Origin of the sequence: Desulfatitalea tepidiphila (assembly GCF_001293685.1) — a bacterium.
Classification (GTDB): Bacteria; Desulfobacterota; Desulfobacteria; order Desulfobacterales; family Desulfosarcinaceae; genus Desulfatitalea; species Desulfatitalea tepidiphila.
This window is the reverse complement of sequence record NZ_BCAG01000003.1, coordinates 194,763-209,869: the sequence shown is the minus strand read 5'-3', so window position 1 is coordinate 209,869 and position 15,107 is coordinate 194,763. Positions and strand designations below refer to the sequence as shown.

Annotated in this window: 15 protein-coding genes; 6 read left to right on the top strand and 9 right to left on the bottom strand. The window is 58.2% G+C overall.

The features are described 5' to 3' along the window. Positions 1 to 6: 6 nt before the first annotated feature. Positions 7 to 1,974: a methyl-accepting chemotaxis protein gene (locus DFT_RS05560; protein ID WP_054030258.1), complete on the bottom strand. Its 1,968-nt coding sequence runs from the start codon at positions 1,972 to 1,974 to the stop codon at positions 7 to 9. A gap of 300 nt (positions 1,975 to 2,274) precedes the next feature. Here DFT_RS05560 and DFT_RS05555 point away from each other — a divergent pair, with 300 nt between their 5' ends. The 4 genes from DFT_RS05555 to DFT_RS05540 are packed head-to-tail and all read left to right on the top strand — an operon-like array spanning position 2,275 to position 5,964. After that, positions 2,275 to 3,363: a DctP family TRAP transporter solute-binding subunit gene (locus tag DFT_RS05555; protein ID WP_054030257.1), complete on the top strand. Its 1,089-nt coding sequence runs from the start codon at positions 2,275 to 2,277 to the stop codon at positions 3,361 to 3,363. An 11-nt stretch (positions 3,364 to 3,374) separates the two neighbouring features. Next, the gene (locus tag DFT_RS05550; protein WP_054030256.1) at positions 3,375 to 3,857 is read left to right on the top strand and encodes a TRAP transporter small permease; all 483 of its coding nucleotides are present in this window, start codon (positions 3,375 to 3,377) and stop codon (positions 3,855 to 3,857) included. Beyond that, the gene (locus tag DFT_RS05545) at positions 3,857 to 5,146 is read left to right on the top strand and encodes a TRAP transporter large permease (RefSeq protein WP_054030255.1); all 1,290 of its coding nucleotides are present in this window, start codon (positions 3,857 to 3,859) and stop codon (positions 5,144 to 5,146) included. The genes DFT_RS05550 and DFT_RS05545 overlap by 1 nt, the downstream gene beginning before the upstream one ends. Continuing rightward, positions 5,143 to 5,964: a hypothetical protein gene (locus DFT_RS05540; protein ID WP_054030254.1), complete on the top strand. Its 822-nt coding sequence runs from the start codon at positions 5,143 to 5,145 to the stop codon at positions 5,962 to 5,964. Before DFT_RS05545 ends, DFT_RS05540 begins: the two co-directional genes overlap by 4 nt. Before the next feature lie 86 nt (positions 5,965 to 6,050). On the opposite strand, the gene DFT_RS05535 is transcribed toward DFT_RS05540, so the two are convergent. The 8 genes from DFT_RS05535 to DFT_RS05505 form a co-directional block, all read right to left on the bottom strand. Next, positions 6,051 to 6,713, bottom strand: a complete 663-nt coding sequence (locus DFT_RS05535; protein WP_054030253.1) for a cytochrome b/b6 domain-containing protein — start codon at positions 6,711 to 6,713, stop codon at positions 6,051 to 6,053. A 1-nt stretch (position 6,714) separates the two neighbouring features. Continuing rightward, positions 6,715 to 8,349: a tetrathionate reductase family octaheme c-type cytochrome gene (locus DFT_RS05530; protein ID WP_054030252.1), complete on the bottom strand. Its 1,635-nt coding sequence runs from the start codon at positions 8,347 to 8,349 to the stop codon at positions 6,715 to 6,717. 38 nt (positions 8,350 to 8,387) lie between these two features. Next, positions 8,388 to 9,512, bottom strand: coding sequence for a rhodanese-like domain-containing protein (locus DFT_RS05525; RefSeq protein ID WP_054030251.1), 1,125 nt, complete (start codon positions 9,510 to 9,512; stop codon positions 8,388 to 8,390). A gap of 92 nt (positions 9,513 to 9,604) precedes the next feature. Beyond that, positions 9,605 to 9,949 carry a hypothetical protein gene (locus DFT_RS05520; protein ID WP_054030250.1) on the bottom strand — a complete coding sequence of 115 codons (345 nt, stop codon included), beginning with the start codon at positions 9,947 to 9,949 and terminating at the stop codon, positions 9,605 to 9,607. 58 nt (positions 9,950 to 10,007) lie between these two features. Continuing rightward, positions 10,008 to 10,322, bottom strand: a complete 315-nt coding sequence (locus DFT_RS05515) for a DsrE family protein (protein ID WP_054030249.1) — start codon at positions 10,320 to 10,322, stop codon at positions 10,008 to 10,010. A gap of 24 nt (positions 10,323 to 10,346) precedes the next feature. Beyond that, on the bottom strand, positions 10,347 to 10,520 hold the full coding sequence (locus tag DFT_RS26140) for a hypothetical protein (RefSeq protein WP_161807082.1): 174 nt from the start codon (positions 10,518 to 10,520) through the stop codon (positions 10,347 to 10,349). A 26-nt stretch (positions 10,521 to 10,546) separates the two neighbouring features. Beyond that, positions 10,547 to 10,870 (bottom strand): hypothetical protein, encoded by a 324-nt coding sequence (locus DFT_RS05510; protein WP_054030248.1) that lies wholly within the window; start codon positions 10,868 to 10,870, stop codon positions 10,547 to 10,549. A 19-nt stretch (positions 10,871 to 10,889) separates the two neighbouring features. Continuing rightward, complete coding sequence (locus DFT_RS05505; RefSeq protein WP_054030247.1) at positions 10,890 to 12,599, bottom strand: DUF3373 family protein; 1,710 nt, start codon at positions 12,597 to 12,599, stop codon at positions 10,890 to 10,892. Positions 12,600 to 12,828: 229 nt separating this feature from the next. Here DFT_RS05505 and DFT_RS05500 point away from each other — a divergent pair, with 229 nt between their 5' ends. Next, positions 12,829 to 14,223, top strand: coding sequence for a sigma-54 interaction domain-containing protein (locus DFT_RS05500; protein ID WP_054030246.1), 1,395 nt, complete (start codon positions 12,829 to 12,831; stop codon positions 14,221 to 14,223). 35 nt (positions 14,224 to 14,258) lie between these two features. After that, positions 14,259 to 15,077 carry an arginase family protein gene (locus DFT_RS05495; RefSeq protein WP_235506176.1) on the top strand — a complete coding sequence of 273 codons (819 nt, stop codon included), beginning with the start codon at positions 14,259 to 14,261 and terminating at the stop codon, positions 15,075 to 15,077. Positions 15,078 to 15,107: the final 30 nt, after the last annotated feature.

Below are 15,107 nucleotides of genomic sequence, written 5' to 3'. Positions count from 1 at the left end.
GCGCCATCACACCTTGAAACGGTTCACCAGGGCATTGAGCTCTTCGGCCAACTTGGCCAACTCGCCGGAACTCAAATTGACCTGAGAGCTGCTGTTGGACATCTCTCCGGCCGCCTGGGTCACCTCGGCGATATCTCCGGCGATATCCGAGGCCACCGACGAACTCTGGGCGATGTTTTCGCTGACTTCACCGATGCCCTGGGAGGCCTGGGCGATGTTGCCGGCGATCTCACCCGTGGTGGTGGACTGCTCCTCCACGGCGCTGGCGATGGTGGTGACCACTTCGTTGACGCTTTTGACTACCCGGGTGATGTTTTCAATCTCGGCAACGGTGCCTCCGGTTGAACGCTGAATGCTCTCCACACGCTGTTTGATCGCCAGCGTCGCCTCCGATGTCTGGCGGGCCAGTTCCTTGATCTCATTGGCCACGACGGCAAACCCCTTGCCGGCCTCACCGGCCCGGGCGGCTTCGATGGTGGCATTGAGGGCCAGCAGATTGACCTGCTCGGAGATGTCGGTGATGGCCTCGACCACCTTGCCGATCTCCTGGGCGGCGCTGCCCAACTCGCCGACCTGTTCCGAAGCCTTGGCCGTCTGTCCGACCGCCTCTTCCGTTATATTGCGGGCCTTTTCGGTGCTCTGACCGATCTCCCGAATGGTGGCCGTCATCTCTTCCGTGGCGGCCGCCACCACATTGATGTTGCTGGCGGCCTGCTCCATGGCGGCGGCGACCGATGTGATGTTGGCGCTCATCTCCTCGCTGGCGGCGGCCACTGTGGTGGCCTTGGCGGAAGTCTGCTCGGCGCCGGCATTCATCTGCTCGGAAATACCGGCCAGACTGCCGGACGCGTCATTGATTCGTGCGGCGTGCTGGGCCATTTCGCGGACGATGCCCTGAATCTTTTCAACGAAGGCATTGAACCAGCGGGCCAACTCGCCCACCTCATCATGGCTCTTGACCGCCAGCCTCTTGGTCAGATCACCCTCCCCTTCGGCCGCGTCCTGCAACCCATGGACGACCTGGTTGAGTTTTACGGCAATCGTGTTGACCACCATGAAAATCAAAATCGTGGCCACCAGGAGGACCACCCCGGTGATGATGAGATTCAAACGGCCCAATTCGTATGCAGCGGCCATGAACTCATCGGTGGGCACACCCACGACGACGGTCCACCCCAACCCCTCGATGGGTTTATACGCGGTTCGCTTGGTGACGCCCTCGAATGTGTACTCGAGCATACCCGATTTGCCGGCCAGCATTTTTTTGCCGAAATCGAAATCGTTCAAATCGAGTTTGAGGATATTGGCCTTTTCGGGGTGGGCAATGACGACACCGTCCTGCTTGTACATAAAGGCGTACCCGCTTTGACCGACCTTGATCGTATCCACGAAGGCCTTGTTGAAGGCCGACACGTCCACGACGCTGAACACCACACCGATGACGGCCCCCTTCTCCTCGATCGGTGCCGCCAATGCAAAAACCGGTTGTCCGGTCTGGCGGCTGCGGGTCACCTCGCCGATCCCCAACGTGCCCTTCATGGCCGCCTGAAAGTAATCCCGGTCATCGACCTTGAATTTGCCTGGAAGTTCCGTGTTCGAAGAGGCCACGATGTTGCCGGCGGTGTCGGCCAGGTTGATGTCCTCGTAGTAGCCGTATTGCTCCTTCAGTTTCGCCAGCTGGATGTCGGCCGATTTTCTGGCGGCCTTGCCCATGAATGTGTCCTTGACCGCGCTGGCGTAAAGCTGCTGCTCGCTCCACGTGGTCAAATCGAGCTTGCGGTCCTTGATCCAGGATTGCAGAATCGTGGCGATTGAATCCGCGTGCTGGTTGAGATTCTGTGTCAGAACCTCCTCGAGCGCCTGGCTCGATCGGAAATAGGAAACGGCTGCAGTCAGTCCCATCCCGACAACGATCAATCCGATAATGGGCACCAGGATCTTGTTTCTAATGGTATTGATCTTCAATTTTTTCATGCTTCAATCCTTTATCAAGCGTTTTCCTTATCAAAACATAAGGATGCATTCAGAACAGGTTTGTGTCCACGCCATAGCCCACCAAGTCCAATCCCGGGCGCCATACACCGGCGGAATTACCTGATGATCTTCATTGGCACGATCGGGGGAAACTTTAGCCGCAACTCATGGCAATCGTGTTGGTGGATCCTCAAAATCACCTTGACGGACCGTTTTGCCTGCAGCACTATGGGGACCGGATTGCAGGCCGTATCATCCTTCTTATGTGCTAACCGTACCCATCAACCAAAGGAGATTTCGATGACATCATCAGATGCTTGGACAGGTGTACGAAAAGTGTTTGCATGGGCATGCGTGGTCCTGGCGGGCATTTTCTCCATGGCACCGGCGGGCAGCGGCGCCGACTTCAAAAGGGAATACAAGCTGCAGGTCAATGTGGGCCCATCCTTTTACTGGGGAATTGGCGCGAGCAAGTTCGCCGACCTGGTCAAGGAGAAAACCGGGGGCCGGATCCATATCAAACCCTATTTCGGCAGCTCGCTGCTCAAGGGGGCCCAACTCAACTGCGCCCAGATGGTGGCCAAGGGGGTCATCGACTGCGCCTACGAATCGACCATCAACATCTCACCGGTGATCGGCGAAGCCAATGTGTTCCATCTGCCGTTTTTCATCAACTCCTTCGACAACCTGGACAAAATGAAGGCCGGCCAGTCCGGCCGGGCGGTCTTCGACGCCATGACCCAAAAAGGGCTTCAGCCCCTGGCATGGGCGGAAAACGGTTTCCGCCAGGTGACCAACAGCAAGCGCCCCATCCAGACCCCCGAAGATCTCAAGGGCCTGCGGATCCGCGTGGTGGGCAACCCGCTGTTCATGGAAACCTTCCGCCAGCTCGGTGCCGACCCGGTGAACATGAACTGGGGCGATGCCCAGACCGCCTTCCAGCAGGGGGTGGTCGACGGCCAGGAGAATCCGGTCGGCGTGCTGGTGCCTGTGCAGATCTGGCAGTATCATCAATATGCCACCATGTGGAACTACCTGGTCGACCCGTTGGTGATCTACTGGAACCAGAAGCAGTGGCAGGCCTTCCCGGCCGACATCCAGAAGGCCATTTTGGAAGCGGCCGAGGCATCGGGGCGTTTTGAAATCGCTCTCTGCCGGGCCGGCCTGGACGGAGAGAAATCGATCGGCATTCTCAAAAAGGAATTCAACTACGAGATGGAGGTACCCAATCCCGTTCAATTCATGGAATCCAAGGGCATGACCGTCACTTTCCTCGACGACGGCCAGGTCAAAGCGTTTGCCGAAGCCACCCGTCCGGTCTTGGAAAAATGGACCCAGGAGATCGGCGCCGACCTGGTGGCCAAGGCAAAAGCCGATATGGCCCGGTGAGAGGAGCGGACGTGCAAAAGCCCGAACCGATTCGCCTGGACTACTGGATCGTGGCGATTCTGCTCATGGCCATGGCCCTGATCGCCTTCGTCAATGTGCTGAGCCGCTATTTCGTCAACTTCTCCATCGGCGCCACCGAAGAGATCACCATCAACCTCTTCGTCTGGATGACGGTGGTGGGCACGGGCATCGCCTTTGAACGGGGCGCGCACCTGGGCATGGTCACCTTCTTCAATCTCTTTCCCCGGGAAATGCGACGTCGGCTGGTGGTCTTCAGCGCGCTGCTGGGCGCCCTGCTCTTCATCCTGGTCTGCGGCTACATGATCCAGGCCATCTACGACGAGATCACCTTTTTCAAGGCCACCAGTGCATCGCTGGGCATACCCGTCTGGCTCTATTACGCCGGCGTACCGCTCTTCTCGATCTTCGTCTTCAGGGGCATCTACCGGGGCGCTGTCAATCGGTTGGCCGAAATGGACCGGGAGGCGGCCTGATGGAAATTGCACTGATCAGCTCGGTCTTCCTCGTACTCATGGTGCTGGGTGTGCCCATTGGCATCTCCCTGGGAGTGGCCGGGGTGGTGACGATCTACCAGTTCGACCTGGGTATCGAGATGCTGGGGGTCAACTTCGCTTCGGGCATCGCCTCGTTTCCGCTGCTGGCCATTCCTTTTTTTGTACTGGCCGGCGTGATTCTCGACCGCGCCGGTCTGGCGGCCACCATCGCCCGCTTTTTTGAACTGCTCGTCGGCAAAAGCACGGGCGGGCTGGCCATGGTGGCGGTGATGACCTGCATCTTCTGGGGGGCGCTTTCCGGATCGGGCCCGGCCACCACGGCGGCGGTGGGCATGATCCTGCTGGCCCCCATGATCCGGCATGGCTATGACAAAAGCTTTGCCGGGGCCACCATCGCCAACGCCTCGGATCTGTCGATCATCATCCCGCCCAGCATCGCCTTCATCATCTATGGCAACATCACCAGCGTATCGGTCAGTGCGCTGTTTATGGCCGGCGTGGTCCCCGGATTGCTCACCGGTGCCGGTACGGTGCTGGTGGCCTACCTGATATCCAAGCGGCGAGGCTATTGCGGCACCGAAGGCCGCGGCAGTGCCGGCGAACTTTGGCAGGCCTTGAAAAAGTCGATCTGGGCCCTGCTGGCGCCGGTGGTCATCCTGGGCGGAATCTACTCGGGCATCTTCACGCCCACCGAGGCGGCCGTGGTGGCCGTCTTTTACAGCCTCTTCGTGGCCGTCTTCATCTACCACTCGATCCACTGGCGCGACATGATCGACATGCTGGTCAGTGCGGCGGTCACCAGTTCGGTGATCATGTTCATCGTGGTCTTTGCCGGCATCTTCACCTGGACGGCCTCGGTCATCGGTGTGATCGACCGGACGGCCGAACTGATCGTGAGCATGTCTCCCAACGCCGTGGTGATGATCGTTCTGGTGGACCTGCTGCTGCTGGCCCTGGGCATGGTGCTCGACGCCATCAGCATCTCCTATCTGCTGATGCCCATCCTGATCCCGGTGCTCAAGGCCTTTGGCATCGATCCGGTCTGGTTCGGGGTGATCTTCATCGCCGCCCTGGCCATCGGCCAGGCCACGCCGCCGGTGGGCGTCAACCTGTTCACCGCGGCCAACCTGATCCACAGCGACATCGACGTGGTGGCCAAGGAGGCCATACCGTACGTGGTCATGGACGTCATCGTACTGCTGATCCTCTCCCTGCTGCCGATTTTGTCCCTCTATCTGCCGATCAAGGCCGGGTTGTACGCACCATGATCGGGTTCGGCCTGTTTGCTCTCATCAAGATCGCGGTGTCCGTCCTCTTCGTGGTGGTGCTGAGCATCATCGCCGAGCGGGCCGGGCCGCGCATGGCCGGCATCATCTCCGGCTTTCCCATGGGGGCGGCCATCACCCTCTTTTTCATCGGTATCGAGATCGGACCCGGCTTCGCCGCCCGCAGCGCGGTTTTCACGGCCGCCGGCCTGTCGGCCACTGTGGCTTTCGTGGCCGGCTATCTGGTGGGCCTGAGCTGGGCGCGCAACCAAGGCCGCGCGGCCGCCATCGGCATCTCGGTTTCGACAGCCCTGGCCGCCTATGGCGGGGCAGCCTGGGTTCTCACCCGGTTGCCCATCGGCGCAGGAGGGGCCGCGCTCATCGCGGCGGCGAGCATTGCCCTGGCCGTGTGGGCTTTCAGGGCCATCGCCGAAGTGCCGATCCTCGACAGAAATCGTCTGCGCTTCCGCGTGACCTTGATCCGGGCCGCCTTCGCCGCCCTGGTGATCCTGACTATCACCACGATCGCAAAGGTCGTCGGCACGCGGTGGGCCGGACTCTTTTCGGCCTTTCCCAGCACGGTACTGCCTCTCCTGGTGATCATCCATTTCACCTACCACCCGGATCACGTGCGCACGATCATCAAAAACGTGCCGCGCGGTCTGCAATCGCTGCTCGTCTATGTGTTGATCGTGGCGGCGGCCTACGACACCTTGGGGGTGGCCTGGGGCACTGTCATGGGATATGCTGCGGCCACGACCTATCTGCTCGGGTTGGAATACAGCCGGCGCCTGAGATGGAAGGCAGGATCGAAAAGATAAAAAAACCCCGGATCCGTTCACAACGGTTCCGGGGCGTTGCTCTCAATTGATCGGTGGTGCTATCCTTCAGCCGGCCTGACGGCCGTCTATCTTGGAGCCGGTGTGCGCCTAACGGACTTTTCCCACTCTTGCACCTCACCCTCCTCCACCTCTTCCCAGCCGGTGATCATGGCACGCACGTGAGCGCTAACCGTGTGGCCGGTGGTGGTCATATAGACGTGTACGATGATGAAGGAAAAGATGGCGAAGGCCCCGGCAGTGTGGATCAGAACCACCGGATTCAGGGAAAGACCGGTTAGTCCCCAGGCCTGCCAGTCGTTGTACAGCCAGTAGAGCAAACCAGACACCATCTGAACGGGCAGTAAAAAAGCCGCCAGGGAGAGGTAGACCAATCGCTGGAGAGGGTTGTGCTTGGCCTCCTTGCGTTTGGGTACCGGGTGGCTTTCGCCCCTGAAGATGCCGTAGCTGTAATACCGAATCACCTGGAACATCTTGCGGGTCGTGGGGATGTATTGACGCCATTCACCCGTGGTGAAAATCCAGAAGATGAAAAAGGAAAAGGCGATAAGCCAGGTGATCCCGGCGAAGTTGTGTATTTCCACGGCCCTTTCAAAACCGAGGAGCATGAAACTGCCGTGCACCTCCAGTCCGGTCACCAACAGCAGAACGATGAGCAGCATCTGAAGCCAGTGCCAGAAGCGCTCGTAACGGGTATACAGGTACATATTGATTTTTTTGACGCGTTCCATGCTACTTGTCCTCCTTCCTGCCGCCGGTGAACATGCGGGTCAGTCCATGCAGACAGACTCCCACCAGGCTGCCCAGCACCACGATCCATCCCATGGCGTCCAGCGGCGAGAAGCGATCGCGGCCGGGCATGTAAAAGCCGGTCAGCTTGGCCAGCCGGCCGTCCGTGCGCACGTGGCACTCCTCGCACGAAACGGCCTGCCCCTTGGGGGCCACCATGTGGGTGATGGGGAAGACATAGGTGGTATCCACGAAATCGAATTCACCGGAATAGGGAACCTGCAGGGCCTCCTGCCCCTTCGAAATGGCGTGCTGCCAGTCCAGGGTCTTCCAATAGCCGTCAGGACCGGAAAGCATAGGGCCCAACAGCGTCTTATGGACTTTGTCGTATGGCTGCCGGCCTTCGTGCACCTTGAAGGGAAAGATGCGCGCGTTGGCATCGTCACGGGAGCCAACCGGGTGGCTCACCTGAACCACCGTGCCGGGATCGATCTTGTCCTTTACCGTCACGCTGCTGATGGAGCCGTTGTACCAGAAGTATTCCGGCTGAACGTTCTTGTCCCAGCGCATCTGCCCCTTGATCGACAGGTAGCTGTCCTTGCCGAATTCGTCCTGGGTCTTGTAAGGCTTGCCATCCTTGGTCTTGCCGGCCTGGGACCAGTCCCAGGACATCTTGGTGGGATTCACCCGGGCGAACTTGGGGATGTGACAGCTCTGGCAGGCCACCTTGTCCGTATGATCGTTGGCTTTGGAGTCGGCCGCATGCGGCTTGCTGGTATGGCACGATTCGCAGGTAATCTTAGGCGCCAGGTCATCGTCGATCAGGCTCTTGCGATCCGTTGCCGCCGGCTTGGTGTAAACCCGGCCGGCGATGTTGTGCAGAATGGTGGTGTGGCAGCGCGTGCACTCGAAATTGCGGCCTTCCACCGCCATGTGGACATCGAGGGCTTTGTTGGGATTGGTCAAGGAGGTGTCCAGGTCTCCGTGTTTTACGCCGTCGCCGCCCCCGCCTTTGAAATGGCACTCGCCGCAGTTCTGGCGCTGGGGCCGGACCACGGCCTGAACCGACGCCAGAAGATTGGTGCGCAGTTCATCGGCAATCTCCTTTTCCCCAGGATCGTCGGAATCGGCGAAAGCGGAGAGGTCCTCGAACGCCTCGACCCAATTCATCGTCTTGTTGCTGTGGCAGTTCAGGCAGTTGATGGTTTTGGTTTCATTACCCCAGCCCGGATGGCAGCTCAGGCATCCTTTGTCCTGCATCTTGTTGGCCGAGATGCAGAAGTTGTTAATCGAGTCGCCGCCTTTGCCGTGGACGCTGCCATCCTCGGTCTGGTAGGCTTGCCAGGTCCAGTGGATGGTCTTGTGGATCTGGTCGGCGGCCTCTGTATGGCAGGAGAGGCACGCCTGAGTCACTTCCAGTCCCGAACGGAAGTCCTTTTGAAGCGCCTCGATGCGGGAATGGTCGACCGTAATCCAGAGATTCTTCTCTTTGGTGGCCTGCTGCGCCATGGTCCGGCCCGGCGCCTGGTCCTGGGCCGGTTCGGTTGCAGCGTAGGCCGGAGGCAAGCAAAGCACGATGATCATGAAAAGGAGCAGTGTTGCGGGCACAACGGCAAGGCTCCTCAGACTTGGCTTCATGGTTTCCCCCTTTTGTGGGTTGACATGGAGATAGGCACCTATTGCGGCTTTTTGATGGTGTAGCTGCCATCCTTGCCGATGGTCAATTCGCCATCCAGATAATATACGTTTTTGAGCTCCGGACGCAAGTCTTGAACCATGTAGAAAGATTCACCGCTGCGGGCGCCGGTGCCGCAGATGAAGACGACCGGTTTATCGCTCGGCAGGGTCTTGATTTTACCTTCCAGTTCATCCACGGGAATGTTGATGGCCGACTTCAATGTGCCCCGCTTGTACTCTTCCGCATCGCGGACATCCACCAGCAGGATCGATTCGGGCGCCTCGGCAAGGATCCGGCGGAACTCGTCGTGGTCGATGCTGCCCTCCTCCTGACCGGCTTTCACCGCGGTGGTCTTGGCCGTTGCTGCGGGCTTACCGGCGTATGCCACCCAGGCCGGATACCCCTCGGCGAACACCTTCACGTTGGTATAGCCCATGGTGATAGCCTTGGCCGCGCTCTTGTGGCTCAGTGTGCAGTGCAGGCCGCCGCAGTAGAACACGAGCAGTTTATTCTTGTCCGGCGGGAGCTGCCCTTTATGCTCATCGAACTGCATGTCGGGAATGCTGATGGCCGAGGGAATATGCCCCTGGTCATATTGTTTCCGTTTGGGGCGCGAGTCCACGAGCACCATATCGGTTCCTTTGTCCATCTGGCTCTTGACCCATTCGGCCGATACCGAAGGGTAGTGCGACTTGACCGACATCCACTTAGGGTAGCCCTCTGCAAACACCTTCACGTTTTTATAGCCCAAGGCCTCGGCCTTGGCAGCGCTCTTGTGGCTCAGGGCGCACTTCAAACCGCCGCAGTAGAAAATAAGAAGGGCATTCTTGTCGGCCGGCAGCTTGTCGGTCATCTTGGCGAACTGGCTGTCGGGAATGCTTACCGCCATGGGAATGTGGCCTTCGATATATTTCGGCTTGTAGGGACGCGAGTCGATGAGCATCACGTTCTCGGCCATGGGAATGGTGACATGCTGCTCGACAAAGGCCATGTCCACAACGTCGTGGAAAGGTTTAAAAGCGGACTCGGCCGGGGCTGCGGCCTGATGGCCGGCGCAGCCGGATAAAAGAGCGCCCGCAAGCGCAACGATAAGCAGCATCGAAAAAATACGGTTCGCCTTCATTCAAGACCTCCATGATATGAGAAAAACGAGTGAAAATAAGGCGGCACGCAGCACTCGACTCATGCCGCCCGTTATCCCGACGTCACCACCCGCTATTTGCACTTGGCCGGAGTGGGTGAATCGGCCGCATGGTTATGCAGATAGGCGTATATGTCCATCAAGTCCTCTTCGGACAGACTGTCCCACTCCTGCTTGCAGCCGAATTCCGCGAAATCTTTTTTGTCGAAGGTTCGGGTCCATTGGGCCTGGGTTTTGGCATCGGGGCTGATGGGCGGTTTGTCTGAATCCACCTCGCCTCGCTCCATGCAGGCTTTATAGACTTTGCGATAGGTATACTTGCCTTTGCGGTCGTTGCCCTTCTCCAGAGCCAGGGTGATGCCCGCGGTTGCGAAAAGAAAAGTGAAAGCGACAATTGTGATAATGGACTTCTTGAACATGGTTCCTCCTTCTATTTCCTTTGAATCAGGTATGGTTGAACGATCTTTTTCTTTCATTTCAGAACACCAGGTAACGATCGGATTCCGAAAGGATCTGCGCATGTCTGGCCTGTGTTGTGAATTCCACTCGCTCCACGCCGGGAATCTCAGCCATTCGGTCCGGCAAACCGTATTCTCTGAAGCTGATGTCACAAACGGCCAGCCTGGCTTTGGCGACCAACTCGCCGAACTGGGGGGCCAACGTCAGCAGCACTCCCCTGCCCGTAAAAAAGAGGCTGATCTGCTTGCCCTTGGCATGGGCGGCCCTGGTCATATGGACCACATAGTCCAGATGACGATCCGAGCTGACGAGAATCCCCAGATGATCTGCCATGTCAAACCTCCCATCGGCGGATACCTACCACCAGCAAATCACCCGGTCGTTTTCGAAAATCTGATCGACCAGCGCCGACCAGTCGACCGCTTCTTCGTAGAGCGACACCACCGTGGTCGTATTGTCCTCCGACATGACATCGGTGATTTTCTCCACGGTGCCGTCCGGCTCGGACCTGAGCAGGTGCAATATCCTCATGAATCAATCTCCAGACCGGCGCTTTCTCAAAACGGGATAATCACGTCGGCGGTATTGATTTTCCTTGCCAATTCGCTCAGCGTGACATGCCGGAATCCATAATCTTCCACATTGCCTGAATGGTTCGAATAGCGCTCGCCCTTCATTTCGTCGACGAATGCCATATTGTCCCGATAGGCATCGTCCATTGCGACGATTTCATGGTGCAGGACAAACATCTGAACCTCGATGTTTTCCAGAAGCAACCCGATGCAGGTGCGCAGCCCTTCGTACTGTTGGTCTGGGTCTCTGATGATCACGGCCGCCTTTATCAACCGTTTCCCTCCCGCTGCGCCATTCTTGATTCTCATTTTCGCCGCGCCCCTGTGATCAATAGCGCAAGGTGAGCGATAAGTAGACATCCCACACTTCATCGATGACCGGCGTCAATGCGTTCAGGGAAGTGAGATCATCGATTTTGACCGGTTTGCCTAAAGGATTGCCGCTGCCGCTGTATTCATAGTCGTAGTAGCGTCCGCCCAGGGTTGCAAAGAAGTATTCCTTGTAAATCGGCTGGTGCCAGTAAGCCTCATAGACGTGACCGCGCACAGCCAGCTTGCTGCCTACCAGGGAATCTTCCGCACCGGTGAAGTTGAACCAGTATTTGGTGCCGTAATTGTATTCCACTCCGAAGCGGCCGCGCCACGGCATGGGGAATACGGCTCCCAAATAGACCATATAGCCGTCGCGGGACTCCAATTCCCCATTGGAATTGAGCAGCCCCATGCCCATGAGTTCATAGTAGGGGTTCGTTGACGTCCGCGAGGGGCTGGTATGGCTCCAGGATCCGGACAGGAACAGGTCGATGTCCTTGTCGAAGCGTTCGGACAGATTGGTGCGCAGCAGCAGGGAAAGCGCATCCCAGTCGCCGATCTCGGTGGAGGGTTGCAGGCGGCTGATATAGCCTCCACTGTTGGGCGTAAAAAAGTACTGATCGCCGCTCTTGCTCACGATGAAGGGCATGACGCTCAGACCGGTGAAGCCGTCGGTGATGTCCCAGGCGTGGGCGTAGTTGAGCACGGCGCTCGTAGAGCCGTTGTTGAACAGGTCGGCGATAAAACCGAACATGTGCACATCGTCCACATCGGGTTGCTGGGCATTCAGGGCGTAAGTGTTGCCCCAATCGCCTTCGAATCCCACACCGTAACACAATTTGAATGCCGCTCCGGGTATCCCGGTGAGATCTTCAAGCCCCATGGTATAGGAGGCACCGTCGAACTGCCAGTTGATGATCGTGGCCAGCGGCGATCCGCCCTCAAGAGAGTAGTTCTGGTATTCGAGCGGCGGGCCCTCCGTCGAAGGGCGCCGGCCCAGCGAAAAGTTGGTGGGCACGGGCCCGAGATCGAATTTGTAGTTGAAATAGGCGCGCTCCAGGCGGATGGTGTCGCCGTGCGGCAGACTGGAGGTGTTGCCGTCCAGGGTCACATCCCCCAGGCTGCCCTGGTTCACCTTCACCTCGGTACTGTCGCCGAACACCTTGTATGCGGCCAGGCGGCCGGTGAAACTCAGCTCGTCGCTCACTTTGGCGAACATGTTGAGGCGGAACTTGTTGGTGAGGATGATGTCGTTGTCCGCGTCGTACTTCTCGGTGGGAGGAATCATGCCGCCGGCGGCCATGGCGGCCATGGCGGCCTGGGCCTGGGCCAGGGTGGCGCCGTTGAATCCGGCTGGATAATCAGCGAAAAACATATTTGTCAATGCGGCCGGGGCCATCTGAATATCGGTATAGTGCAGGCTGTCGCCCCGGGTCCTGAGCTCGACACCGAAGGAGAGCTTGTCGGTGGCCGTATGCAGCTCCGCCTTGTTGAGGCGGTCGTCGATCTCGTCGATCGCCTCTTCTTTTTCCTGACTCTTTTTCTCCATCTCGTCGATCTTTTTGCGAACCGCTTCCATCTCACGGGTCATCTGGTCCAGCTTTTTCTGCAGCGCATCGACATCGTCCTGGGCGATGCCGGCGGTGGGCAGCGTCATGCCCAAGAGGAACAAAATTCCGGTAATGGTGACAACCGCCCTTGTCCACCCCCTCAAATGCAATCTCATGTCCCCTCCCCCCTTTGCAATTATTCAGTTGATCAAGGACTGACTCCAAGCAATTAGCAACGCATGTGCCAGGCGTCGGAGGAGGCCCGTTTTACATTTAAGTAATTGTTTATTCTAATTTTTATTTTTTAATCGAATGCTTGCAATATGCCTCAAATATGTTAATGTTAACATTTGTTAGCTTAACAAATTAACATATTAACTCGTTAAGGTTAACACTGGAGCACACATGGATATCGCCAAATACTGGAAAACCATCGTGGACACCCTGCAGGATGGACTTCTCGTCGTGGACGCCCAAGGCCAGATCATGGCCGCCAATCCGGCGGCCGAGCGTGTCACCGGCTACACGACGAGCGAGTTGGTCGGCCGCTCCTGCCGTATTCTCAACTGCACCGGCTGCAAGATCATCGGCAAAGGCCGCGGCGCCGATTGGTGTGGCCTTTTCAGCAAAGGCGCCATCAAGGCAAAAAAATGCCTGATCACCCATAAGGACCGCCATACGGTCCACATCGTCAAAAGCGCCACCGTATTGCGTGACGAAAACGGTGACATGATCGGTGCGGTGGAAACCCTGACCGATATTACCGAGAAGGTGCGCCAGCAGCAGGAGATCAGTAACCTGCGAAAGACCTTCCACCTGGACGAAGGCTACCACGGCATTCTGGGCAAGACAGACGTCATGCTCAACCTGTTCGAAACCATCGAGAATGTCGCCCAGTCCAATACGCCGGTGATGATCATGGGGGAAAGCGGGACGGGCAAAGAGTTGGTGGCCCGGGCCATCCACCAGGCCAGCGCCCGCAAAGAAAAACCCTATATCAAGGTCAACTGCGCGGCGTTGAATGAAAATCTACTGGAGAGCGAGCTCTTCGGCCACGTGAAGGGCGCCTATACAGGAGCGGAACGGGCTCGCGTGGGACGGTTCGAAGCGGCCCACGGCGGCACCCTGTTTCTCGATGAGATCGGCGACATCCCGCCGTCGATCCAGATCAAACTACTGCGGGTCCTGGAAGACAAACGAATCGAACGGGTGGGTGACAACCGCCCCGTGGACGTCGACGTGCGCATCGTCACCGCCACCCATAAAAATCTCGAGGCACTCATTGACGAAGGCTTGTTCCGGGAGGACCTTTTCTTCCGAATCAATGTCTTTCCGTTGAAATGCCCGTCCCTGGCGGATAGACGCGAAGACATCCCGCTGATCGCACAGAGTTTCATCCGGCGCAATGCGATCAGCAGCGGCAAACGGATTCTCGGTCTGACGCCCGAGGCCCTGGAACAACTTTCGATCTATGAATGGCCCGGGAACGTCCGCGAACTTCGGAACGCCATCGAATACGCATTCGTTCTGTGTCAGAGCGGCGGGATTGGTTTGAACCATTTGCCACCCAAGATCCTCCACGGCCATACCTCGATACCCGGAAACTGTGCACAGGATTCGGCATGCATGGAGGGGCGCGAGGCGCTGCTCACCGTCCTGCGCAAAACCGGTGGCAACCAGTCCGAGGCGGCCCGTTTGCTGGGCGTCAGCCGCGTCACCATCTGGAAGCGTATGAAAAAATATGGCATCGGTGGGAAACCGGCCGGACTCTTTACGGTGCCCTCAAACCTTGATGGTTGACAACAAATACGTTAGCATCGGGTTTAAAACATGCCATGCGTCCAAGTGAACGCCAGGGCCGGCACACGATGATGAACGTCTATTTTCATAACGACTTCTACCGGGTTTACACCAGCGATCCCGCAGCCTCGGCCGGCCGAATGGAAGCGATCATCGAGACCGTCGCGCCGTATGTGGACATTCGAACATGCGAGCCGGCCACCGAAGAGGACCTGCGCGCCGCACACCCTGCAAGCCACATCGCCGATATTCGCGGCCGGGGATTGTACGATATCGCCGCCCTGGCGGCCGGAGGGGCGATCCAGGCCGCACGTGCCGGCATGCAGGAACCGAGTTTCGCCTTGATCCGGCCGCCGGGACATCACGCCTCGGCCGACAGCTGCTGGGGATTTTGCTTTTTCAACAACATGGCCGTCTCGCTCTTTCACCTGCGCGCCTCGGGCCGCATCGGCTCCGCATTGATCCTGGATTTCGACCTGCACTACGGCGACGGCACCGCCAACATCCTCGGAGACCAAACCTGGGTCGACATTCTCAACCCCGAATCCCACCATCGATTGACTTATCTAGATCAGGTGCGACGCACCCTGGATGCCACGGCGGCCGATGTCATCGCCGTCTCCGCCGGGTTCGACAACCATGTCCAGGACTGGGGCGGACTGCTCACCACGGCCGATTACCGCACCATGGGGGAGTGGGTCCGCGCGGCGGCCGAACGGAACAAAGGCGGCTGCTACGGGCTTCTGGAAGGGGGCTACAATGACGATGTGCTGGGAAAAAATGTACTGGCCTTCCTGGAAGGATTGTCCAGCAGGGAAAATCGCCATGTTCAAGATCAAGCATCTCCGCCATAAGCTGCTGTTCGGTGCCCATACACGAATGGT

Excerpts from the sequence above, each read along its gene's own strand:
- DFT_RS26140 (WP_161807082.1), bottom strand. The coding sequence starts at position 10,520 with ATGAGGATATTGCACCTGCTCAGGTCCGAGCCGGACGGCACCGTGGAG.
- DFT_RS05545 (WP_054030255.1), top strand. The coding sequence starts at position 3,857 with ATGGAAATTGCACTGATCAGCTCGGTCTTCCTCGTACTCATGGTGCTG.
- DFT_RS05540 (WP_054030254.1), top strand. The coding sequence starts at position 5,143 with ATGATCGGGTTCGGCCTGTTTGCTCTCATCAAGATCGCGGTGTCCGTC.
- DFT_RS05535 (WP_054030253.1), bottom strand. The coding sequence starts at position 6,713 with ATGGAACGCGTCAAAAAAATCAATATGTACCTGTATACCCGTTACGAG.
- DFT_RS05525 (WP_054030251.1), bottom strand. The coding sequence starts at position 9,512 with ATGAAGGCGAACCGTATTTTTTCGATGCTGCTTATCGTTGCGCTTGCG.
- DFT_RS05505 (WP_054030247.1), bottom strand. The coding sequence starts at position 12,599 with ATGAGATTGCATTTGAGGGGGTGGACAAGGGCGGTTGTCACCATTACC.
- DFT_RS05515 (WP_054030249.1), bottom strand. The coding sequence starts at position 10,322 with ATGGCAGATCATCTGGGGATTCTCGTCAGCTCGGATCGTCATCTGGAC.
- DFT_RS05530 (WP_054030252.1), bottom strand. The coding sequence starts at position 8,349 with ATGAAGCCAAGTCTGAGGAGCCTTGCCGTTGTGCCCGCAACACTGCTC.
- DFT_RS05560 (WP_054030258.1), bottom strand. The coding sequence starts at position 1,974 with ATGAAAAAATTGAAGATCAATACCATTAGAAACAAGATCCTGGTGCCC.
- DFT_RS05510 (WP_054030248.1), bottom strand. The coding sequence starts at position 10,870 with ATGAGAATCAAGAATGGCGCAGCGGGAGGGAAACGGTTGATAAAGGCG.
- DFT_RS05495 (WP_235506176.1), top strand. The coding sequence starts at position 14,259 with ATGCGTCCAAGTGAACGCCAGGGCCGGCACACGATGATGAACGTCTAT.
- DFT_RS05520 (WP_054030250.1), bottom strand. The coding sequence starts at position 9,949 with ATGTTCAAGAAGTCCATTATCACAATTGTCGCTTTCACTTTTCTTTTC.
- DFT_RS05500 (WP_054030246.1), top strand. The coding sequence starts at position 12,829 with ATGGATATCGCCAAATACTGGAAAACCATCGTGGACACCCTGCAGGAT.
- DFT_RS05555 (WP_054030257.1), top strand. The coding sequence starts at position 2,275 with ATGACATCATCAGATGCTTGGACAGGTGTACGAAAAGTGTTTGCATGG.